Annotated in this window: 20 protein-coding genes and 1 riboswitch; of the genes, 5 read left to right on the plus strand and 15 right to left on the minus strand. The window is 67.9% G+C overall.

All coding sequences use genetic code 11. The features are described 5' to 3' along the window. Positions 1 to 161 precede the first annotated feature (161 nt). Entirely contained in the window at positions 162 to 608 is a 447-nt protein-coding gene (locus tag G6035_RS17565) for a Clp protease N-terminal domain-containing protein (RefSeq protein ID WP_176618401.1), read from the plus strand. A gap of 587 nt (positions 609 to 1,195) precedes the next feature. Next, positions 1,196 to 1,308: riboswitch (SAM riboswitch) on the plus strand. 15 nt (positions 1,309 to 1,323) lie between these two features. Next, on the plus strand, positions 1,324 to 1,644 hold the full coding sequence (locus G6035_RS17570; RefSeq protein ID WP_176618402.1) for a hypothetical protein: 321 nt from the start codon (positions 1,324 to 1,326) through the stop codon (positions 1,642 to 1,644). Between the two features lie 5 nt (positions 1,645 to 1,649). On the opposite strand, the gene G6035_RS17575 is transcribed toward G6035_RS17570, so the two are convergent. The 5 genes from G6035_RS17575 to G6035_RS17595 all read right to left on the minus strand — a co-directional run bounded on the left by G6035_RS17575 (position 1,650) and on the right by G6035_RS17595 (position 5,332). Then, positions 1,650 to 2,087: a VOC family protein gene (locus tag G6035_RS17575; RefSeq protein WP_218063326.1), complete on the minus strand. Its 438-nt coding sequence runs from the start codon at positions 2,085 to 2,087 to the stop codon at positions 1,650 to 1,652. A 1-nt stretch (position 2,088) separates the two neighbouring features. Further along, a complete protein-coding gene (locus G6035_RS17580) occupies positions 2,089 to 2,319 on the minus strand; it encodes a biotin/lipoyl-containing protein (protein WP_176618403.1) in 231 nt (76 codons plus the stop codon). Further along, positions 2,316 to 3,380, minus strand: coding sequence for an alpha-ketoacid dehydrogenase subunit beta (locus G6035_RS17585; RefSeq protein WP_176618404.1), 1,065 nt, complete (start codon positions 3,378 to 3,380; stop codon positions 2,316 to 2,318). The genes G6035_RS17580 and G6035_RS17585 overlap by 4 nt, the downstream gene beginning before the upstream one ends. Positions 3,381 to 3,382: 2 nt before the next feature. Continuing rightward, positions 3,383 to 4,393: a thiamine pyrophosphate-dependent dehydrogenase E1 component subunit alpha gene (locus tag G6035_RS17590; RefSeq protein ID WP_176618405.1), complete on the minus strand. Its 1,011-nt coding sequence runs from the start codon at positions 4,391 to 4,393 to the stop codon at positions 3,383 to 3,385. 153 nt (positions 4,394 to 4,546) lie between these two features. Next, positions 4,547 to 5,332 carry an IclR family transcriptional regulator gene (locus tag G6035_RS17595; protein WP_176618406.1) on the minus strand — a complete coding sequence of 262 codons (786 nt, stop codon included), beginning with the start codon at positions 5,330 to 5,332 and terminating at the stop codon, positions 4,547 to 4,549. Between the two features lie 188 nt (positions 5,333 to 5,520). On the opposite strand from G6035_RS17595, the gene G6035_RS17600 reads away from it, so the two are divergent. Beyond that, positions 5,521 to 6,612, plus strand: a complete 1,092-nt coding sequence (locus G6035_RS17600; protein WP_176618407.1) for a VIT1/CCC1 transporter family protein — start codon at positions 5,521 to 5,523, stop codon at positions 6,610 to 6,612. Here the strand turns inward: G6035_RS17600 and G6035_RS17605 are convergent. The 9 genes from G6035_RS17605 to glyA all read right to left on the minus strand — a co-directional run bounded on the left by G6035_RS17605 (position 6,573) and on the right by glyA (position 17,767). Next, on the minus strand, positions 6,573 to 7,028 hold the full coding sequence (locus G6035_RS17605) for a universal stress protein (RefSeq protein ID WP_176618408.1): 456 nt from the start codon (positions 7,026 to 7,028) through the stop codon (positions 6,573 to 6,575). The genes G6035_RS17600 and G6035_RS17605 overlap by 40 nt on opposite strands. Before the next feature lie 115 nt (positions 7,029 to 7,143). Next, positions 7,144 to 8,769 (minus strand): cytosine permease, encoded by a 1,626-nt coding sequence (locus tag G6035_RS17610; RefSeq protein ID WP_176618409.1) that lies wholly within the window; start codon positions 8,767 to 8,769, stop codon positions 7,144 to 7,146. 244 nt (positions 8,770 to 9,013) lie between these two features. Next, a complete protein-coding gene (purU, locus tag G6035_RS17615; RefSeq protein ID WP_176618410.1) occupies positions 9,014 to 9,925 on the minus strand; it encodes a formyltetrahydrofolate deformylase in 912 nt (303 codons plus the stop codon). Between the two features lies 1 nt (position 9,926). Continuing rightward, a complete protein-coding gene (locus G6035_RS17620) occupies positions 9,927 to 11,300 on the minus strand; it encodes an L-serine ammonia-lyase (RefSeq protein WP_176618411.1) in 1,374 nt (457 codons plus the stop codon). Next, the gene (locus tag G6035_RS17625; RefSeq protein WP_176618412.1) at positions 11,291 to 11,926 is read right to left on the minus strand and encodes a sarcosine oxidase subunit gamma; all 636 of its coding nucleotides are present in this window, start codon (positions 11,924 to 11,926) and stop codon (positions 11,291 to 11,293) included. Before G6035_RS17625 ends, G6035_RS17620 begins: the two co-directional genes overlap by 10 nt. Then, positions 11,919 to 14,867 (minus strand): 2Fe-2S iron-sulfur cluster-binding protein, encoded by a 2,949-nt coding sequence (locus tag G6035_RS17630; RefSeq protein ID WP_176618413.1) that lies wholly within the window; start codon positions 14,865 to 14,867, stop codon positions 11,919 to 11,921. The genes G6035_RS17625 and G6035_RS17630 overlap by 8 nt, the downstream gene beginning before the upstream one ends. Beyond that, positions 14,864 to 15,202: a sarcosine oxidase subunit delta gene (locus G6035_RS17635; RefSeq protein WP_176618414.1), complete on the minus strand. Its 339-nt coding sequence runs from the start codon at positions 15,200 to 15,202 to the stop codon at positions 14,864 to 14,866. The genes G6035_RS17630 and G6035_RS17635 overlap by 4 nt, the downstream gene beginning before the upstream one ends. 31 nt (positions 15,203 to 15,233) lie before the next feature. Further along, positions 15,234 to 16,454 carry a sarcosine oxidase subunit beta family protein gene (locus G6035_RS17640; RefSeq protein WP_176618415.1) on the minus strand — a complete coding sequence of 407 codons (1,221 nt, stop codon included), beginning with the start codon at positions 16,452 to 16,454 and terminating at the stop codon, positions 15,234 to 15,236. After that, positions 16,451 to 17,767, minus strand: coding sequence for a serine hydroxymethyltransferase (gene glyA, locus G6035_RS17645; RefSeq protein ID WP_176618416.1), 1,317 nt, complete (start codon positions 17,765 to 17,767; stop codon positions 16,451 to 16,453). Before glyA ends, G6035_RS17640 begins: the two co-directional genes overlap by 4 nt. Positions 17,768 to 17,945: 178 nt before the next feature. Between glyA and G6035_RS17650 the strand changes: the two genes are divergently transcribed. After that, the gene (locus tag G6035_RS17650; RefSeq protein ID WP_176618419.1) at positions 17,946 to 18,620 is read left to right on the plus strand and encodes a GntR family transcriptional regulator; all 675 of its coding nucleotides are present in this window, start codon (positions 17,946 to 17,948) and stop codon (positions 18,618 to 18,620) included. Here G6035_RS17650 and G6035_RS17655 read toward each other — a convergent pair. Continuing rightward, entirely contained in the window at positions 18,617 to 20,122 is a 1,506-nt protein-coding gene (locus tag G6035_RS17655; protein WP_176618417.1) for a PucR family transcriptional regulator ligand-binding domain-containing protein, read from the minus strand. The genes G6035_RS17650 and G6035_RS17655 overlap by 4 nt on opposite strands. 143 nt (positions 20,123 to 20,265) lie before the next feature. Here G6035_RS17655 and G6035_RS17660 point away from each other — a divergent pair, with 143 nt between their 5' ends. Beyond that, positions 20,266 to 21,804: a cytosine permease gene (locus tag G6035_RS17660; protein ID WP_218063325.1), complete on the plus strand. Its 1,539-nt coding sequence runs from the start codon at positions 20,266 to 20,268 to the stop codon at positions 21,802 to 21,804. The last annotated feature ends 2 nt before the right edge of the window (positions 21,805 to 21,806 follow it).

Raw genomic sequence — 21,806 nt, forward strand, 5'->3', positions numbered from 1 at the left:
AGGCGGGCCCGCATGCCCCATTGCGTAGCTGCCGGTATGACGAACCGTCAGCGGGAACGCCTGACACGGCCGCTGCTCGATTAGCGGCCGGGCTAGGAGATCCTCCTCCGGGGGAGGCGCGCCCGTGGTGCCGGCGCGCCGCGAAGACTACGCTTCAGGGCATGAGCGGTTCAAAGTTTTCTGGGAATTACACCGACGGTGCCCGGCGGGCGGTGGTCCTTGCTCAGGAAGAGTCAAGGGCAATGATGCATGACGCGTACATCGGTCCCGAGCATCTACTATTAGGGCTTTTGCACGCATATCCGAACACGGTGCAGACGGCGCTGGGCGTCTGGCCGGATGAAGTGCGTGATGCGATAATGCGTTTCGCCTCCGCTGGTCCGCAGGACACCTCAGAATCGTTGCCGTTCACCCGCATGTCTCTGGAGGTCCTCAAGGCGGCGCAGCGCACCGCGCGGGAGCTTCATTCCGATCACGTCGGGATCAAGCACCTATTGTTCGGGGTACTGAGTGTCCATAGCGACCGCCTGGATCGTGCGTTGGTCGCTGCGGGTGTGGATCGAGACAGTGCGCAAACGCGGGTAATGGCGGCGCTTACGCGCGGGTGATCGGTTACTCCGAGTTGGGCAACAGGTAGCGATCCCCCGCCGTCCTATCCTCGCAAGCACCCGGAAGGGGTCCGTCCGGATAGGCATTTCGGACTGTCCCGTAAGCCGGTCGGGCAGCGGTGCAGGAGCGAGCGAAATGTTCTCACTTGGAAATCTTCGGACTTCCGTGGCTGGCGGATTCCCGTAGACCCCGCCCGCAAAAATGCCCGGTGAACGAGCCTTGTACGGGACAAGATTTCCGTCCACACGGCCACTCTTCTGACTGCGACAATCGCTGGGTCGAGGCGAGCGAGCCGATACCGGACGCATCCGGGTCGTTTGGTCCTCGCCCCCGGACCGGTGCGTCGCGATCTTCGACAACGGCCCAAGTCCGTAAGACGTGGGTCAGGCAGCCCGCGGCAGCCGCCAGCGATTCCAATGTTCACGCCATCGAGGCGCTGACCAAGGCCCGGTAGCCGGGTCTTGGCAGGTCCGACGCCCAAGTCTCCACGGGATCGACCACCCGCGACATGCACTAAGGCGCGGGGCGGCGTAATTTATTACGCCGCCCCGCGCCGTCATGCCTTAAACGGCTAGTGTGGTGCCAGCTTCAAGAGATGCGACACCAAGCTCCGACTGGTCGCACGCCAACCCCATGTTCACAGGGTGGCTCGGATGAGGAAGCGGCCCGCGGCCAACCGGCCACGGGCAAGAGCACTTCCAAAGGGCAATGACCATGACCATTACTTCCGTCAACCGCACCCACCGCACCTCCCGGACGCAGCCGGCCACAGGGGCCCAAGCCGCCGCCCGGCGCCGGCCCGAGGGCATCCCGGTGCTCCCCGCCGTGGACACCAACCTCGGTTCCGTCACCTTTTTCACCCCCGGCGGCCACCGCCAGTACTGGTCCGCCGAACCGGCCGAACTGCTCGATGCGCTTGCCCGGGCCGTGCGCCCGGCGCAGTGGATCCCGGAAATCGGCACCCTGGTGGTCACCGTGGCGCAGACCGGCGTGCGGTCCGGGCACCGGATCGGTTTCCGGCTCGCCGTCCAGTAGCCCCGTCACAGGTACGGGCGCGTGATGAGTTCCAAGGCATGCCCGGAAGGGTCCTTGAAATAAACACCCCGCCCGCCGTGCTCGGTGTTCGTCTCGTACGGCCGCGTCATTTGCGGGTCAGCCCAGTGCAGCACTTCCGTGGCCACCAGACGGGCGTAGGCGCGGTCAAAATGTGCGTCGTCCACGAGGAATGCGTAGTGCTGCATCTGGATCTCCACCGGCGGTTCGGCAAATTGCAGCATCACGCCGCCGTCCAGGAGGATGTTGGTGAACGGGCCCCATGAAGCGACCGGGCGCGCTTCGAGCAGCCCGGTGTAAAAGCGCGCTGACTCCTCGCGGTCCCGCGAGGCGATGATGGTGTGGTTAAACGTGGCTGAAATGAGTGTTCTCCTTGAGGTGTCAGCAGCCCGATGGCAGGCTACCCGCGGCGGGGACGGCGCCAGGCTACTCGATGACCGCGATCACCGCCCCCTGGGCCACCTCGTCGCCTTCCTCCACCCGCAGCCGGACGGTGCCGGCTTCGGGCGCGTAGATCTCGGCGTCGACCTTGTCAATGGCCACCTCGGCGAGCAGGTGCTTTTCGGCCACCGCGTCACCATCGGCAACGTACCAGGTGGCCAGCACGCCGGGTTCGGAGGCGTCGCCCGTCATCATGGGGAACAGGATTTCCTTCATGCAGTGACCGCCGTCCGGATTGCGGCCTCAATGCGTGCGGCCGTTGGCAACACAGCATATTCCAGTTCGCGGGCGTAGGGAATGGGCACGTCCGGCACGCAGACCCGGCTGAAGTGCCTGAGCAGCGTGGGGTCGTGTTCGGTGATCGTGGCCGCAATTTCCCCGGACAGGCCAAACGATTCATAGTCCTCGTCCACGACGACCACGCGGCCGGTCTTGGCTGCGGTGGCGATGACTGCCTCACGGTCCAGCGGCACCAGCGAGCGCAGGTCCAGCACTTCGACGCTGATGCCCTCCCCCGCCAGCTTCTCCGCCACATCCAGGCTGTGGTGGACGGACAGGGACAGCGTCACGATGCTCACGTCCGTGCCTTCGCGGACCACCTTGGCCCTGCCGATCGGCACCACGTAGTCCTCCTCCGGCACGGCACCGATGGAGCGCTTGTTCTTCGCCATCCAGGCCAGCCCCATGACGCCCTTGTGGAACATGTACACCACGGGGTCGTCGGAGCGGATGGCCGCCGTCATGAGCCCCTTGGCGTCGTACGGGTTGGAGGGGACCACTAGCTTCATGCCCGGCAGGTGCGCGAACGTCCCCCACAGCGTCTGCGAGTGCTGCGCGCCGTCGGAATAGCCGCCGCCCACCGCGGCCATGAGCACCATCGGCACCCTGACATTGCCTCCGGATTCGAAGTGGATCTTGGCCATGTGGTTGTAGATCTGGTCCATGCACACGCCGAAGAAGTCCACGAACATGAGCTCCACAATGGGCCGCATGCCTTCCACTGCCGCCCCGATCCCGAGGCCGATGAACGCGGACTCGGAAATCGGCGTGTCAATGACCCGGTCCGGGCCAAATTTCTCCAGCAGCCCCGTGGTGGAGGAGAAGATGCCGCCGTAGGCCGCCACGTCCTCGCCCATCACAAACACGGAATCGTCCTGCTCCATTTGCGAGCCGATGGCCTCCTGCAGGGCCTTGGCCGTGTTCAGCCGGCGCGTCCCGGCGTCCGGTTCCACCGGCAGGGACGTTTGGGCCGCCGTCGCATTTGATGTTGCACCCATGGCTATTCTCCTTCCACAAAGACGTACTTGAGTGCCTCGGCCGGGTTGGGCGTTGGCGAGGCCTTGGCATGTTCGACGGCGTCCTCCACCCGGGTGCGCGCCTCGCCTTCCATGGCGGCGGCGTCCGCGTCGCTGAGGAGCCCGGCGTCGCCCAGCTGCTGCCGGTAGGCCGGGATGGGGTCCTTGTCCGGGACGCCGGCAAGCTCGGGCCGGTACCCCTGGGCGTCACCTTCAAAGTGGCCCCAGAGGCGCAGGGTGTGCACTTCGATCAGGCTGGGCCCGCCGCCGGCGCGGGCACGCGCCACGGCCTCGCCGGCCGCGGCGTGGACGGCTTCGACGTCGTTCCCCTCCACCCGGATGCCCGGCATGCCGTAGCCGGCGGCACGGACGGCGTTGGACGGCACCGCAGTGGAGGCGTCCCGGGCCACGGAGATGCCCCAGTCGTTGTCCTCGATGACGAAGATGACCGGCAGCTTCCACAGCGCCGCCAGGTTCAGCGACTCGTGGAACGGGCCGGCGTTGGCAGCCCCTTCGCCCGCCACCGCGGCGGCAACGCTGTTGGTGCCCGCCCGCTGGAACGCGAACGCCTGCCCTAGTGCCGCCGGGAATCCCTCGGCCACAATGCCCGAGCAGGAAAAGTGGATGGACGGGTCAAAAAGGTGCATGTGGCCGCCGCGGCCGTGGCCCAGCCCCGATTCGCGGCCAAAGATTTCCCCGGCCAGCGACCGCAGGTCCATGCCCTTGGCAATGGCCAGGTGGTGCGGGCGGTGTGTTGCCGTCAGCGCGTCACCGGTTTCCAGGTGCGCGCACAGCCCGGCAGCCACCGGTTCCTGCCCTGCCGAGAGGTGCATTTCACCGGGGACCAGGCCCTTTCCAATGTCAAAGCCCGGACTCTTGTCTGCGTGGTATTCGCGCAGTATTGCTTCCTCAAAGGTCCTGATCAGGATCATTTGGCGCAACAGGCCCAGCCGTTGTTCGGTGCGCAGCCCCGTCACGGCCTCAGTTGTTTCCATCCTCATCACCACTTCCTTGTGTCCGCGGGGCACTGGGGCACCAGCCGCTGGACGCGGCTGCGTGCCCCGGTTCCAGGCGTCGCCTGCCCTTGTCACTTGAGCCTAGGCACAACTGCCCGACGGCGGCACGGTGCGATATTTCAGCCGATGAAATTATTGCCCTTGACCGTGTTCGGGATTGACGCCCAGCACCACGGCAAGCTGCGTGGCAGCATCCTGAAGCACCTTCGCGTAGTCCTGGTGCAAGGTTCCCCGGGCACCTGACGCCGGGAAGGAAACGGCCAGCGCACCCAGCCAGGAAGAGGTCGCCACGGGCACGGCCAGGCAGGTGAACCCCAGTGCGTACTCCTGGAGGTCCACGGTGACGGCGGGGCGGGGCTCAAGCCGGCGCAGGAACTCCCGTGGCGAACAGATGGTGTACGGGGTGAGTTCTTCCAGGGGGTGGCGCGTGATGTAGTCAAGCCGCGACTGGGGGTCCAGCTGCGCCAGGATCTGCTTGCCGAAGGCGGTGGCGTGGGCGCCGTCCTGCAGCCCCACCCACAAATCGACCCGGGGCGAAAGCGGCCCGTCCACAATGTCCACCATTTCAATTTCGCCGTCCACGTAGCGGCTCAGGTACGTGGCAACGCGCAGTTCGTCGCGGATGCCGTTGAGCACGGCGCGGCCCTGGGCCAGCGCCACGGCCCCGCTGTCCGCGGCCAGGGCGGGGTGGGCCGGGCCGAGGACAAAGCCGTCGGAGTCCTGCACAACATAGTTGGAGTGCGCCAGCGTGCGCAGCACATTGTAGGTGGTGCCCAGGCTCAACGCCGTTGCCCGCGCGATGAACTTCGCCGGCAGCGGGCGGGAGGCGGAACCGACGCAGTCAAGCACGGCCAGCGCACGGCTGACGGACGTTATCAACGTGGGCGTTCGTTCGTCACGGGCGAATGTGGGCTGCATCACCACTCCTTATGGTGCCAGATTACCGCAGTCCCGGCCCCCGGCGCAGTCCCGGGCGCCGGAGCAGGGGCACAGGCCCGGCACAGGGTGCCGGTTGAGGTTCCCCGAAACCTTTTTTCGAGGACCACCGGCCAGTTTCCCGCCGGCAAAAGGGCTAAAGTAATGGCTGACTTGAGGAGTTCCACACCATGCCCGAGCGCATTCCCACCCCTGCAGAAATCAAGCGGTGGCAGCAATATTTGGCCGACGAGCGGGCCGAGGCGGCGGTTTACCGCGACCTCGCCAAGCGCCGGGAAGGCGAAGAGAAGGCCATCCTGCTCGCCCTTGCCGAAGCCGAGGGCCGGCATGAGCAGCACTGGCTGGCGATGCTGGGCAGCCACGCCGGGCCGCCCGCCCGGGCCTCCGCCCGCAACCGCCTGCTCGGCCTGCTGGCCCGGCGCTTCGGCTCGGTCTTTGTGCTGGCCCTCGCCCAGCGTTCCGAATCCCGGTCCCCCTATGCCACGGATGTGGATGCCACGGACGCCATGGCCGCAGACGAATCCATCCACGAAGAGGTGGTCCGGGGGCTGGCCACGCGCGGGCGCAACCGGCTGGCCGGTTCCTTCCGCGCAGCCGTGTTTGGCGCAAACGACGGCCTGGTGTCCAACCTGTCGCTGGTCATGGGCATGGCCGCGACCGGGGTGGGCAGCCAGGTGGTGCTGTTCAGCGGCGTTGCCGGCCTGCTGGCAGGTGCGCTGTCCATGGGGGCCGGCGAATTTGTTTCCGTCCGCTCCCAGCGCGAACTGCTGGACGCCTCCACCCCCACCCAGGTCACCTTAACCGCGGCACCGTCGCTGGACCTGAAAAACAATGAGCTGGTCCTGGTCTACCTGGCCCGCGGCATGTCGCGCGAAGCGGCCGAGCACCGGGCCGCCGAACGCCTGGGCCAATACAGCTGCGACTGCGACCCCAGCCTGTCGCTGCGGCCGGACACCTTCGAAAAGGCCGACGAGCATGAGACGCTGGGCACCGCCTGGGGCGCCGCGACGTCGAGCTTCTGCTTCTTTGCTTCCGGCGCCATTGTGCCGATCATCCCGTTCCTGTTCGGGATGACCGGCATCGGCGCGCTGGTGCTGGCCTGCGTCCTGGTGGGCCTGGTCCTGTTGGGGACCGGCGGCATCGTCGGCCTGCTCTCCGGGGGGTCGCCGCTGTGGCGCGGCCTGCGGCAGCTTGCCATCGGCATGGGCGCCGCGGCAGCGACCTACCTGCTGGGCCTGGCGTTCGGGAGCATCGTCGGCTGACGCCCGCCGCGCCGCGGGTGCCGGTCCGGCTTGACCGCCACCACGGGACAGTCTGCGTTGAGCAGCACCTCCTGCGCGGTGCTCCCGAACAGGATCTTGCCCACGGGCGAGCGGCGGCGCAGGCCGATCACGATCAGCGAGGCCTCGTCCTCGGCGGCAATGCGAAGCAGCTCATCGGCCGGGGAACCGGCCCGCTGGGGCTGGCGGATCTCATGCCCGATCCCGGCGTTTTCCAGCTGGCCCGCCACGCGGGCCACGGCCGCGGCCGTGGCAATGGCCGAGTCCCCCTCGGCGGCGTCGCCCGCGGACGCGTTCACGATGACCAGCCGCTCCCCCCGCAGGCTGGCCTCGTGGATTCCGCGTTCCAGTGCCGCCTCGCCAACGGGGGTGGGCACGTAGCCGACAATGACCGGCATTACGGCCTCCTGCAGTTTCGTGCCCCGCCCGGACGGGCCGGTGCGGCGGCTGCGGTGCGGCTGGTCATCACAGTTCTCCCTGGTTGCAGTTGCCGGGCATGGCGGGCCGCCGCGCTTAGTCGTTGACCAGCTCGGCGGGCGCATCCGGCAGCGCAGTGCCAGGCAGCGTGCCGTTTTCCACGGTGTCAACGGCCAGGACCTGTGGCGCCAGCGCCTGCACGCCCTCGGAAACAGGCACCGCTCCGGCCGGCTGGTCCGCCGCGGCCACACCCTGCACGGCGTCGGTGGCGTAGCGGGCGTGGACCCGCGGGCCAAGGATGGCATAGACGGCCGCGGCGACCACGCCGCCGGCCAGCCAGGAGAGGTCGATCCCGCCCATGGCCGTGGCGATGGGTCCCTGCATGATCGGCTCTACGCCGTACATGAACAGCCAGGTGGAGAAGATGCCGACCAGCAGGGCCGTGATGCCGGCCCAGTTGATGACGGGGAGGCGCTTGGTGCCGATCGGATCGAAGAGCCTGTCAACCCCGACAGGCTTCCGCTTGTCCACCCAGAAGTAGTGGACCAGCATGATGCCGCCCCAGGCGGCCACCCAGGCCACGAGTGCACCGAGCCAGGTGCTCAGCGTGTTGGCGAAGGATTCCTGCATGACGAAGAACACGACGCCCACCAGGGCCAGGACCCCGACGAACACGTTGAGGGCACGGCGCTTGATCTTGATGTCCATGGCCTGCGCGGCCACGGAGAACGTGTAGATGTTCAGGATGTTGGTGGCGATGGGTCCGTGGAGCACCAGGAACAGGACCGGGATGGCCAGCAACCCAAAGTTGTCCACAATCAACTTGCCGGGATCGGCCGTGCCGCTCTTGGTGGCGAGGCTGGCGCCGAGGATTCCGAGCCAGACCACGGGCAGGAACTGGCCGAAGACGGAAGCCATGTACACCTTGCGGCGCGGCACGCTGCGGCTGACGAAGCGCGAGTAGTCGGCGGCGTAGGTGAACCAGGTGATGCCCCAGCCGATCCCGATGACGGTCATGACGCCGGTCATCGCGGCAATCCGGGGGGCGCCGTGCAGGATGTGACCGGCGGGTCCTGCGTAGGACCAGTCGATGTGCATGCCGAACCACGCCACGGCGGACATGGCAATCAGCACCAGCAGGGTGGGCGGGACGGTCCAGCGTTCAAAGGCGGCGATGGCCTTGTAGCCAAACCAGGCGATGGTGACCTGGATGCCCATGATGAGGGCCGCGACCACAACCTTCGGCCCCACGTTGGCCGCAGCCGGGTCCACCAGGCCAAGCTTGCCCATCAGGGCCATGACCAGGTCCAGGATGATCCAGGTGTTGACGGCGCACCAGCCGATGACCAGGACGGCCTGGATGGCGCTGGGAAGGTAGTTGCCGCGGCGGCCGAACACTGCGCGGGCCAGGACCATGCCCGTGGTGCCGGTGCGCTGGCCGAGCAGCACAAACAGCCCGAAGAGGGCCATGCCGATCAGGTTGCCGACGACCAGCACGGTGACGGTGTCGGCAAAGCTGAGGCCCAATTGGATGCCCAGGGCCCCCAGAACCCAGTTGATCGGTGCGAGGTTCGCGCCGGCCCAAATCCAAAATTGTCCGGAAACGCTCCGGGTGCGCGACGATTCAGGGATCGCCTGCAGGTTTTGTTCGACGTCGCCAACAGGTGACGGATGATTCCCGTGGGCGACGCTGCCCGTCGGGGAAGAACTGGTTTCTCGCATGGAAAACCTCCATTGTTGAGGGGACGTCCCAAGCGTATGTGCCATAAATCACAGTAAACAAGATACATTGTGTCACTGGAATTGGACAAAAAATCGACTATAAGTCACTGGTGGGCGGTGGCCACAGTGCCGTCCCGTTCCTCCCTGCAGGGTCACGCGCGACGCCGGAACGGGCCTTAAACGGCCAAGGACGGCCATCCGCACGGCACCTGCAGGTGCCGTGCGGATGGCCGCCCTCACAAGGTCAGCGCAGGACGATGGTCCGGTTGCCCTGGACGATCACGCGCCCTTCACAGTGCCAGCGCACCGCGTTGCTGAGCGCCTTGCATTCGGTGTCCCGGCCGGCGGCGACGAGGTCCTCCGGGCCGTAGGCGTGGTCCACCTCAATCACCTGCTGGGAAATGATGGGCCCTTCGTCCAGCTCGCTGTTGACGTAGTGTGCCGTGGCACCGACGGTCTTCACGCCGCGCGCGTAGGCCTGGTGGTACGGCTTGGCACCCTTGAACGACGGCAGGAAGGAGTGGTGGATGTTGATGGCCCTCCCCTCCAGCTGGCGCGTGAGTCCGTCGCTGAGCACCTGCATGTAGCGGGCCAGGACCACCAGTTCGACGTCGTACGCGTCCACGAGCTCCATCAGCTTCGCCTCGGCCTCGGGCTTGGTCCCGGCCGTGACGGGGATGTGGTGGAAGGGGATGCCGTGCCATTCGGCCAGCCGCTGGTGGTCCGGGTGGTTGGACACCACCGCCGCGACCTCCACCGGCAGCTCCCCCTTCCGCGTTCGGAACAGCAGGTCGTTCAGGCAGTGCTCGAACTTCGAGACCATGATCAGCACACGGCGCTTGGCGCCGTGCGGGCGCAGGTCCCACCGCATGTTGTGCCGCAGCGCCACGGGCTCCAGGTCCGCCCGCAGCACCGCGGTCGTTTCCGCGCCTGCCGGGGCGGCAAAGTGCAGCCGCATGAAGAAATGCCCGTCCGGCTCGGGCATGTCCGGCACCACGCGCAGGTGCTGGCGGTCGCTGAACTGCCGCAGGTCGATGATGTCCGCGCCCTGCTTCAGCAGGACCGAGGAGATCTCGTTGACAATTCCGGGGCTGTCCGCGCAGTCCAGGGTCAGCACGTACTGGGCCGTTTCGGGCCGCGTTGCAATTTCGCTCATGTCAGCACTCAATCACATTCACGGCCAGGCCCCCACGCGATGTTTCCTTGTATTTACTCTTCATGTCCGCCCCCGTCTCGCGCATGGTCTTGATCGCCTTGTCCAAGGACACCTTCTGGCTGCCGTCCCCGTGCAGGGCCAGCCGCGCCGCGTTGATCGCCTTGACGCTGGCGATCGCGTTGCGCTCGATGCACGGGATCTGCACCAGCCCGCCCACGGGGTCGCAGGTCAGGCCCAGGTTGTGTTCGATCCCGATCTCGGCCGCGTTCTCGGCCTGGACGGGCGTCCCGCCCAGCACCTCGCACAGCGCGCCGGCGGCCATGGAACACGCCGAGCCGACCTCCCCCTGGCAGCCCACCTCGGCTCCGGAGATGGAGGCGTTGAGCTTGAAGAGGATGCCGATGGCCGCCGCCGTCAGCAGGAACCGCACCACGCCGTCGTCGTCCGCGCCCGGCACAAACTTCGTGTAGTAGTGCAGCACGGCCGGGATGATGCCGGCCGCCCCGTTGGTGGGTGCGGTGACGATCCGGCCTCCCGCGGCATTTTCCTCGTTCACGGCCAGGGCAAAGAGATTCACCCATTCCATGGCCCGCAGGGGGTCCGCCGCATCCTCCCCGCGCTGCAGCTCGGCCAGCAGCCGTGGCGCGCGCCGGGTGACCTTCAACCCGCCGGGCAGGATCCCCTCGGCGGAGCACCCGTTGTCCACGCAGGTGCGCATGACGGACCAGATGTCCAGCAGCTTGGCCCGCAGTTCCTCCTCCGTGTGCCAGACCATCTCGTTGGCCAGCATGACCCCGGAGATGGACAGGCCCTCCCGCGCGCAGGTGGCCAGCAGTTCGTCGGCGGTGGTGAACGGGTACGGCAGCACGGTGTCGTCCAGGACCACCCGGTCGGCACCCACGGCCTGCTCGTCCACCACGAAGCCGCCGCCCACGGAGTAGTAGCTGCGCTCGCGCAACACGTCCCCGAGGTGGTCGAACGCGCGGAACGTCATGCCGTTGGGGTGGGCCGGCAGCGACTTCCGGCGGTGCAGCAGCACGTCCTCCTCGAAATTGAACTCCACCCGGCGCGTGCCGGCCAGCATCAGCTCGGCATCCAGGGCGGCCGCGGCCACGAGGTCGTCCGCCTTGGACGTGTCCACGGTTTCGGGCTCATGGCCGGCCAGCCCCAGCACCACGGCCTTGTCGGAGCCGTGGCCCCGGCCGGTGGCGCCCAGCGAGCCGAAGAGCTCGGCCTGGACGCGCACGACGCCGGACAGCCCGCCGTCGTGCGCCAGGCCGTCGGCAAAGCGCTTGGCCGCCCGCATCGGGCCCACCGTGTGGGAGGAGGAGGGCCCGATGCCGATGGAGAACAGGTCAAGGACGCTTAGTGCCATGCCGGGTTGCCCGCAGCGGCGAATTCCCGCATGCCGTCCAGGAGCCAGCGGCCCAGGTAGTCCGCGAACGACGCCCGCGGGAACAACCGGAACGTGTCCGGGCCGCTCTTCCACAGCAGCACCGGGATCTTGCCGACCTCGGTGGTGATGGCCGTGCCGGCGGCGAAGGCGCGCGGGTGGAGGTCCGCCGCGCAGCTCTTCTCCAGCACCTCACGGGCGCTGGGTCCGGACAGTTCAAGGGTGGTGCGGTTGCTGGAGAGGTCCACGACCTGCCCGGCATCCGCGCCCAGCGCGGCGGTGAGGGCCTCCACCAGGTCCGCGCGGCCGCCGTCGTCCGGGGCCACGGCCAGGAACTCGTCCGGGGACAGCCACAGCACGGAGACCCCGTCCGGACCGGCGGCGACCTCGCCGCAGCGCACCGGCAGGCCGCCGGTGACGGCAGCGATCCGCACGCCGGCCTCGGACAGGGGGTCCACGCGGATGCCGACCATTGTCTGGAACGGGACCTCATGGAGGGCCACGCCGTGGCTGCCCTCCACCGAACCGCGGGTGAAGTCCTCCCACAGGTGCGCGGCGGGGCTCCGGCGCAGTGCCCGGACCTGGGTGTTTTCTGCTGTGTTAACCATCTCGGCGCTTCCCTTCTGCATCAAAAAGTACTGTTTCCCCAACAACGACGTCCACCAGCTCGGAGCCGACGGCGGCCACCATGCGTTCACCGATCCGGTTGCGCCCGTCCTTGATCAGGGCCAGGCCGAAGGACCTGCCCAGGGCGGCGCTGTGGTAGCTGGAGGTGACGAAGCCCTGCATCGGCACGGGCCCGTAGGCGGGGTTCACGGTGACGCCGGCCTCCACCAGCTGGGTGCCCTCCGGCAGGCGGACCGAGTGGTCCACCGGCAGCACGCTGACGAGGTGCTTGCGGCCGTCGCGGACGGCGTCGGCGCGCCGGTAGGAGCGCTTGCCGATGAAGTCCTTGGCCTTGGAGACCACCCAGTCCATGCCCGCGTCCTGCGGGGTGACCGTGCCGTCCGTGTCCTGGCCGACGATCGGGTAGCCCTTTTCGGCGCGGAGAACGTGCATGGTCTCGGTGCCGTAGGGGGTGATGTTGAATTCGGCCCCCGCCTCGGTGACGGCCTCCCACGTGGCCAGGCCGTACCAGGCCGGGACGTTGATCTCGTAGGCGAGCTCGCCGGAGAAGGAGATGCGGCACACCCGGGCCTCCACGCCGGAGGCAAGCACCGTCTCCCGGAACGCCATGAACTTGAAGGCCTCGTTGTCCAGGTCCAGCTCCGGGGCCACCTTGGCCAGCACGGCGCGGGACTTGGGGCCGACGACGGCGACGGTGGTCCACTGCTCCGTCACCGAGGTGAAGGTTGCGTCCAGTTCGGGCCATTCGGTCTGCTGCCATTCCTCCAGCCAGTCCAGCACCTTGGCGGCGCCGCCGGTGGTGGTGGTCATGAAATAGCGGTCCTCGTCCAGGCGCAGCGTCACGCCGTCGTCGAAGATCATGCCGTCAGGGGTGCACATGACCCCGTAGCGGGCGGAGCCGGGGGCGAGCTTCTTGAACGCGTTGGTGTAGATGCGGTTCAGGAACTCCCCCGCATCCTTGCCGCGGATCTCGATCTTGCCGAGCGTGGTGGCGTCCATGTAGCCCACGGAGTCGCGGACGGCGGCGCATTCGCGCAGCACGGCCGCGTCCATGTCCTCGCCCGGCTGCGGGTAGTACCAGGGGCGCTTCCACTGTCCCACGTCCTCGAACAGGGCGCCGTGGGCCTCGTGCCAGGTGTGGATGGAGGTGCGGCGGGCTGCGTCGAACAGTTCCCCGCGCTGGCGTCCTGCCAGGGCCACGAACGGCACGGGGGTGAACGGAGCCCGGTAGGTGGTGGTGCCGATGGCGCCGATGTCCGGGTCCACGGCGGTGCCCTGCTGGCGGAACGCGGCGGCGATCACGCCGATGGCGTTGACGCCGGAGGTCTTGCCCTGGTCGTTGGCGGTGCTGATGGAGGTGTAGCGCTTGATGTGCTCCACGCTGCGCATGCCGGCCCCGGTGGACCGCCACACGTCCGCCACGCTCTGGTCGCGCTGGAAGTCCACGAAGTGGTGGTGCCAGTCCGACGCCGTCCCTTCCGTGCCGCCGACCAGCCACAGCGGACGGGTGGGTCCGGCGGGCTGCGCCGGGCGGGCGGGGCGGGCTGCGGCCGCGGTGGCGGCGGCAACGGCGGAGGCAGTAGCGAAGCCGGCGTTGACGGCGGCCGTCGCACCGGCCGTGGCGCCTTCGGCAACACAGTCGGCCAGGACGTAGCTGCCGCGGCCGGCGCCGACGACCTGCTGGTTTTTGACCACGGTGGACGGTACAAAGCCGGCCAGCTCCAGGTCCCAGCGGACCTTGCCCTGCGCTTGGCTGTGCAGGTGCACCACCGGGCTCCAGCCGCCGGAGACGGCCAGCAGGTCGGTCTTGATGTCTTCGGCGGGGCCGGCGGGCGCGCCGTCGTCGTCGATCGCGGCGACCTGGACGGATGCCACGCGCCCGTCACCGTCCGCCGCGGTGTTGACCACGGCGCTGCCGGTCAAGATGCGCAGGTCCCCGTCCATGGCGGCGGCAACGTCGGACAGCTGCGTGCGGGCGTCCACGACCGCGGCCACCTCGATGCCGGCGGCCAGGAGGTCGGCGGCGAGCTGGTAGGCGCTGTCGTTGGTGGTGCCGATGACCACGCGGGAGCCGGCCGCCACGCCGTAGCGGTTGAGGTAGCTGCGGGCGGCGGAGGCGAGCATGATGCCCGGGCGGTCGTTGTTTTCAAACACGATCGGGCGTTCGTGGGCGCCCGTGGCCAGGACCACCTGCTTGGCGCGGATGTGCCAGATGCGCTGGCGGGAGACGCCGTCGCCGGGTTCCTGCAGCAGGTGGTCGGTGCGGTTCTGCACGGCGATCAGGAAGTTGCTGTCGTAGGAGCCGAACACGGTGGTGCGGTGCAGCACCGTGCATTCCTCGCCGGTCAGCAGCTCCGCCTCGACGTCGGCCGCCCAGTCGAGGGCAGGCCTGCCGTCGATGAGCTCGTCGCGGCCGGAAAGCAGGGCGCCGCCGAGCTCGGGCTGGTCGTTGATGAGGATCACGCGGGCGCCGGTGCGGGCCGCTTCACGTGCGGCGGCGAGGCCGGCGGGGCCGCCGCCCACCACCAGGACGTCCGTGTGGACGTACTTTTTGTCGTAGACGGCCTGGTCGTCGGCCGGGTCCAGCCTGCCCAGGCCGGAGAGGAATTCGGCGTCGAGCCCGTCCACGAGGGGCACGGCCGTGGCAGGGAGCATGGACTCGGCGGCGTGGCCGGGGAACCGGCCGGCCAACTTGATGAGGGCGTTGGATTCCTCGACACCGGCCGAGAGAATGCCGCGGGGGCGTCCCTCATACAACGAGTTGCCGGCGGCCAGGCGGCCGTTGGCGATCAGCGCGGAGGCCACGGTGTCGCCCGGGTGGCCGGTGTAGCTGGCGCCGTCGACGGTGAAGTTCCAGGTGATGCTGCGGTCAATCCGGCCGCCGCTGGCGAGCCTGGCGGGCTGGTTGGTGGGTGCGGTCATGGCTTTGCTCCTTCCGGTGCGTTGTGGTTGGTGGCTGCCTGCGTGGCGGCTGCAGCGGCCAGTTCCACCGGCGGCGCTTCGCCCATCCGATAGACGGCCTTGATGTCATAGCTGACGGTGTCGCGGACCATGTTGAACCACTTGCGGCAGCCCGCGCTGTGCACCCAGCGCTCGGCGAAGAGGCCCTTGGGGTTCTCGCGGTAGAAAAGGTACTCGGCCCACTCGCGGTCGGAGAGTTCCTCCGGGTGTTCGGGGTAGGCCACGTGTGCCTGCCCGCCGTAGTGGAATTCGGTTTCGTTGCGCGGCCCGCAGTTGGGGCATGAAAACAACAACATTGTGTGCTCCTTGTCTAAGGTCGGGGCCGGGTCAGTGGGCCACGGCGGCGGCGCCGTGTTCGTCGATGAGGGCCCCGGTTTCAAAGCGCTCCAGCGAGAACGGCTTGTTCAGCTCGTGCGGGGCGCCCGTGGCGATGGTGTGCGCGAAGGTCAGCCCGGCCGCGGGCGTGCCCTTGAAGCCGCCGGTGCCCCAGCCGCAGTTCACGAACATGTTCTCCACCGGCGTGGTGCCGACGATGGGCGAAGCGTCCATGGTGGTGTCCACGATCCCGCCCCAGGTGCGCAGCACGTGGGCCCGGGCGAAGATCGGGAACAGTTCGACGGCGGCCGCCATCTGTTCCTCGATCACGTGGAAGGAGCCGCGCTGGCCGTAGCCGTTGTAGGAGTCGACGCCGGCGCCCATGACCAGTTCGCCCTTGTGGGCCTGGGAGACGTAGACGTGGACGTGGTTGGACATGACCACCGTGGGGTGGACGGGTTCGTGCAGCTCCGAGACGAGGGCCTGCAGGGGGTGCGACTGGATCGGCAGGCGGAAGCCGGCCAGCTCCGCCAGGACCGAGCTGTGCCCGGCCGCGGCCAGGCCCACCTTTTCGGTGTTGATGGTGCCGCGGCTGGTCTGCACGCCGGTGACCCTGTTGCCGTCCTTGATGAAGCCGGTGACCTCGCAGTTCTGGATGATGTCCACGCCGAGCTCGTCGCACTTGCGGGCGAAGGCCCAGGCCACGTGGTCGTGCTTGGCGATGCCGGCCCGCGGCTGGTAGGTGGCGCCCATGACGGGGTAGCGGATGTTGTCGCTGATGTTCAGGATGGGGCACAGTTCCTTGACCTGCTTGGGGTCCAGCCATTCGGCGTCGACCCCATTGAGCTGGTTGGCGCCCACCCGGCGCACGCTCTCGCGCACGTCGCCGAGGGTGTGTGCCAGGTTCATGACGCCGCGCTGGCTGAACAGGAAGTCGTACTCGAGTTCCTCGGGCAGGATCTCCCACAGCTTGAGCGCGTGTTCGTAGATGGCGGCGCTTTCATCCCACAGGTAGTTGGAGCGGATGATGGTGGTGTTGCGGGCCATGTTGCCCCCGGCCAGCCAGCCCTTTTCCAAGATGGCGATGTTCGTCATCCCGTGGTTCTTGGCCAGGAAGTAGGCGGTGGCCAGGCCGTGCCCGCCGCCGCCGACGATCACGGCGTCGTAGGACTTTTTGGGGTCCGGGTTGCGCCACAGGAAGTCGGGGTGCTCCGGCAGGTGTTCGGTGGTCACTGTGCGTCTCCGTTCGGGGTCGTTCCGGTGCGTGGCGTGCCGGAGAGGTTGGGGTAAAGGGGGAATTTTTCGGCCAGGACGGTGACCCGGTCGCGGAGCAGCACGGCCGCTTCCTCGCTGAGTTCGCCCTTGATGGCCTCGGCGATGATGTCCGCCACCTCGGTGAACTCGGCCGGGCCGAATCCGCGGGTGGCCAGGGCCGGGGTGCCGATCCGCAGCCCGGAGGACACCATCGGCGGCCGGGGGTCGAACGGGACGGCGTTGCGGTTGACGGTGATGCCGATCCGGTGCAGGCGGTCCTCGCCCTGCTGCCCGTCCAGTTCGGAGTTGCGCAGGTCCACCAGGACCAGGTGGACGTCGGTGCCGCCGCCCACCACGGAGATCCCGTATTCGGCAACGTCCGGCGCCAGCAGGCGTTCGGCCAGGATCCTGGCCCCTTCCAGCGTGCGCTGCTGGCGGTCCCTGAAGTCCTGGGACGCGGCGATCTTGAAGGAGACGGCCTTGGCGGCGATCACGTGTTCCAGCGGCCCGCCCTGCTGGCCGGGGAAAACGGCGGAGTTGATCTTGCGGGCCAGCGATTCGCGGCTGAGGATGACGCCGCCGCGCGGGCCGCCCAGCGTCTTGTGCGTGGTGGTGGTGACGACGTCGGCATAAGGCACGGGGCTGGGGTGCAGCCCCGCGGCCACCAGGCCGGCAAAGTGGGCCATGTCCACCATGAGGTAGGCGCCCACCAGGTCCGCGATGCGCCGGAATTCGGCAAAGTCGAGCTGGCGGGTGTAGGCGGACCAGCCGGCGACGATCAGCTTCGGCCGGTGCTCCAGCGCCAGCGCCTCCACCTCGGCCATGTCCACCGTCATGTCGGATTCGCGCACGTGGTACGGGACCACGTTGTACAGCTTGCCGGAGTAGTTGATCCGCATGCCGTGGGTCAGGTGGCCGCCGTGGGCCAGGTCCAGGCCCATGATGGTGTCCCCCGGCTCCAGCAGCGCAAACATGGCTGCCGCGTTGGCCTGTGCGCCGGAGTGCGGCTGGACGTTGGCGGCCTCGGCCCCGAACAGGGCCTTGATCCGATCGATCGCCAGCTGCTCGATCACGTCAACGTGCTCACAGCCGCCGTAGTAGCGCTTCCCGGGGTAGCCCTCGGCGTACTTGTTGGTCAGTACGGAGCCCTGGGCGGCCATGACGGCGGCCGGGGCAAAGTTTTCAGAGGCGATCATTTCCAGCGTGGTCTGCTGGCGGCCAAGTTCGGCGGCGATGGCCGCATCCACCTCGGCGTCAACACCGGCCAGGGTGCTGGTGAGCACGTTTACCATGGGAAAGCTCCTTTGCAATCTCGATCTAATGCACAACTGCTAGTGGACTAATACATAACTGATATATTAGATTGAGTGCAACAATATGGTGTAGCTCACGTGGAGTCAAGCGCCACGGGAATATGACCGGCGCAGGCCTCCGGGCCGGTGCGGCCAAACGGGAAGGAACGGGGACATGATGAGTCTTGCAGTGGAGAACGAGGTGGCGGCAGGGGACGCCGGCCTGCCGCTTTCCGAGCAGGCCTACCGGCACCTGCGGGACCAATTGATCATGCTGGAGATCCGTCCGGGCGAGGCCATCAACGATTCGGCGCTGGCCGGCCAGCTGGGCATTGGGCGCACGCCGGTGCGCGAGGCCCTCAAGCGGCTTGAAAGCGACCACCTGGTGGTTTCCTACCCGCGGCGCGGCACCTTTGCCACCCGGGTTGACATCACGGAACTGGCGGACATTTCCGAGATCCGTGAACTGCTGGAGCCGCTGGCGGCCCAGCGCGCGGCACGGAGCGCCACCGCGGACCTGCGGGCCCGCCTGCGGCAGTTGGCAGCGGACATTGCGGCCTCCGACCCCGCCGGAGCGGACCAGCTGGCCCTCATGCGCTTTGACATCACGGTGCACCGGCAGATCTATGCGGCCGCCGCCAATCCGCACCTGGAGGACGTGCTCATCCGGTATGACAACCTGGCCACCCGCATCTGGTGCCTGGTGCTGGACAAGATTCCGTCCGTGGCCGGGCACATCGCCGAGCACGTGGCGCTGCTCGAGGCCATTGCCGACGGCGACGCCGGGCTCGCCGGCAGCCTGGCGCTGGAGCATGTGACCAGCTTCGAGAAGACAGTCCGCAGCGTCCTTTAGGCCGGACCGCCCGCGGCACGCCCGCCCGGGACGCCGTTGGCTGCAGCCTTGGCGGCAATGTGGATGTCGAACAACCTGCCGGAGGTGCGGGGGTCCCCGCCCAGCAGCTCGGCGATCTTGTTCAGGCGCTTGTGCATGGTCTGGCGTTCAATGTTCAGCGTGGCGGCCGAGCCGGTGGTGTTGCAGCCCGAATCCAGCCAGCACACAAGTGTCTTGAGCAGTTCCGTGCCGTGCTTCCGGTCCCAGGCGAGCAGCTCCCCCATGCTGGAGCGCACATAAGGGTCCATGAAGGCCTGCCCGTGCACCGCGCCCAGGATGCGCCGGCCCAAAAACTCCATGGCGTCGAGCACCTGCCCGCCGGCCGGCGCGCCGAGCCGCAGCACCTCCCGCGCCTCCACGTAGGACTCGTGGGCGCGGAACCCGGCGGCCACGCCGGGCCCGAAAGCCGCGCAGACGTCCGCGCCGCGCACCGCCTCCCGCGCCGCGGCGATCAGCGCCTCCCGCGCCGCCCGGGCGGTATTTGGCGCCAGGGCGAACAAGACGGCCAGCTCGCCGTCGCGCAGGTGGGACTTGGCGTTCACTCCCCCGGCGCGCAGGGCACGTTCGACGGCGGTAAAGTTCGCCTCCCTGCCGGAGGTGCGAAAAACGGCCATGACCGCGGCCTGTTCCGGCCGCAGCCCGGCCTGCTGCCACAGCAGGCGCACGCTGCCGCCGTCCCCGCCCTCCATGACCGATTCCAACAGGCGCGCCTCGGCCACCTGCGCCGGCGTGGGCCGAAACGACTGCGCCAGGGCGAGGGCAAAAATGCCCGACAGCCTGTCCGCGGCCAGCTCCAATACAAGTGAATCCTCCGACGGCGACCGGAGCGTCAGCTGGGCCGCCAGCTGCCCGCCGACCACAATGCCGGCCACCGCCGTCGACCCTTCGCCGCCCTCCACACTGCCAGCCTGGCCAAGGGGCAGCCCGTCGGCTGCCGCCAGCGACACCTCCACCCCCAGCGCCGAGGCCACCATCCCCAGGATGGTCGGCAGGTGCGGCCCCCGGTCGGTGATGTGGCGCGCGATCCGGCGTGAGACGTCGTCGACCACCAGGTGCGCGTCCGCCTGCTCGTTGACCACACGGCGGTTCACCGATTCGGCGATGTCAACGAACGGCGCGACGGCATGCAGCTCGATCAACGGAAGCCCGCTCTCGTTGGCGGCGGCAATCAGCCCGTCGGGCAGGGGCGCGTCGCGGCCGGCCGTCTGCAGGGCCAGGGCGGCGATGTTCCGCCCCGCCAGGCTGCGGACATAGTCCCGCTGTTGGTCGTCGGGCAGGGCCAGCAGCCCCTCCCCGCCGGAGAGCAGCAGCTCCCCGCCGCGCAGGAGCGGGGCAATCTCCAGCACCTCACTCGAATGCACCCACCGGACAACTCGTTGGAGCGTGCCGGGGATATTGCTGCACAGCTCCGGCCCGGCGGCCGACATGGACTGGGAGGCAAGGACTTCGGCAAGAGTGATCATGGGATTCCCGACGTTGAAATGCGACTTTTAGTCACTTGTTTTCCACTTAGTGTAATCACAATGTCCCTAGGCTGTGTGCCAGCTCACCCATAGGCTGGAACAAGTTTGAAGCCCACACCACCCTGCAGCGAATCGAGACCCGCATGAACCGCACCCAGCAACGGCCGCCAGAGTCGGCGACCGTCGAGGTTGAAGACATGCTGCAGCCCATCCCCGAAACGGCACGGACCACCAAGCTGTCCGGCCAGTTTTGGATTTGGGCCGGCGCCAACGTCGCCCCGATCAACTGGATCCTCGGGGCCCTCGGCATCCAGCTGGGACTGGGCCTGCGCGACACCCTGATTGTGCTGATCGCCGGCAACCTGATCGGCATGGCCGGCTTTGGCTTCTTCGTCATCCTCGGCCAGCGCACCGGTGCCACCGGCATGCTGCTGGCACGCGGCGCCTTCGGCAGGCGCGGCGCCTACCTCCCGGCAGCCATCCAGGCGACCATCGCCATCGGCTGGTCCGCGGTCAACACCTGGGTCATCCTGGACCTGGTCATGGCACTGTTCGGCATGATCGGATGGGTTGATCCCCACCAGCGCAACATCCTGGTGCGCATCGCCGTGGCCGCCGTCATCATGGGCGTGCAGGTGGCCATCTGCTACCGCGGCTACCGCGCCATCGCGAAGTTCGAACGCCTCACCATGCCTCCCACGATCATCGTGCTGGTGGCGATGTCCATCATCGCCTGGACGCACCTGAACATCAACTGGGGGTATGCAGGCCCGGCCGGCCACGTCCTGTCAGGCATGCCCCGCATTGCGGCCATGTCCGCGATCATGACCGTCATCGGCATCGGCTGGGGCATCGGCTGGTTCACGTACGCCCCCGACTACTCCCGCTTCGTCAGCCGCACCGTCAAGCCGGCCAAGCTGTTTCTGGTCAGCGTCCTGGGGCAGTTCCTGCCCGTCGTCTGGCTGGGCATCCTCGGCGCCAGCCTCGCGACAAAGAACGGCTCGGCCGATCCCGGGGAACTGATTGTCTCCAGTTTCGGCACCATGGCCATCCCGGTCATCCTGCTGGTGATCCACGGCCCCATCGCCACCAACATCATCAACCTGTACACCTTCGGCGTCGCCTTCCAGGCCCTTGATGTGAAGATCTCCCGCCGCAAGCTCTCGATCCTGGTCGGCATCCTGTCCATGGGCGCCGTGATCGCCTTCATGTTTGCCCAGGACTTTGCGGCGATCCTGGACACCTGGCTCGGCACGATTGTCGCCTGGGTCGCGACCTGGGGCGGCATCATGGCCGTCCACTACTTCATCTTTGAACGGCACCACAAGGACTACTCGTACTTGTTCCTGGACGCGAAGTCCACGTCCCTCAAGTCCGTCAATCCCATCGCCTTCATCGCCTTCTTCGCAGGCATCCTCATGACCTGGCTGTTCATGTACGGCGGGATGCCCATCCTTCAGGGTCCGGTCGCCACGGCCATGGGCGGGATCGACCTGTCCTGGCTGGCCGGTTCCGTGACCGCCGCAGGCGTGTACTTCGCCCTCGGCTACCCACGCTTCCGCAGGCGCATCAAGGCCGGCGTTCCGCTGGGCATCCGCGCAGGGCTGCACGAAGATGCCGTGCTGGCCGAGCACGGCGACGCCTGCGAGGACAGGCACGCGGAACCATCGCAGCTCATCTAGCC

The organism is Arthrobacter sp. SDTb3-6, from assembly GCF_013376095.1.
Lineage (GTDB): Bacteria > Actinomycetota > Actinomycetes > Actinomycetales > Micrococcaceae > Specibacter.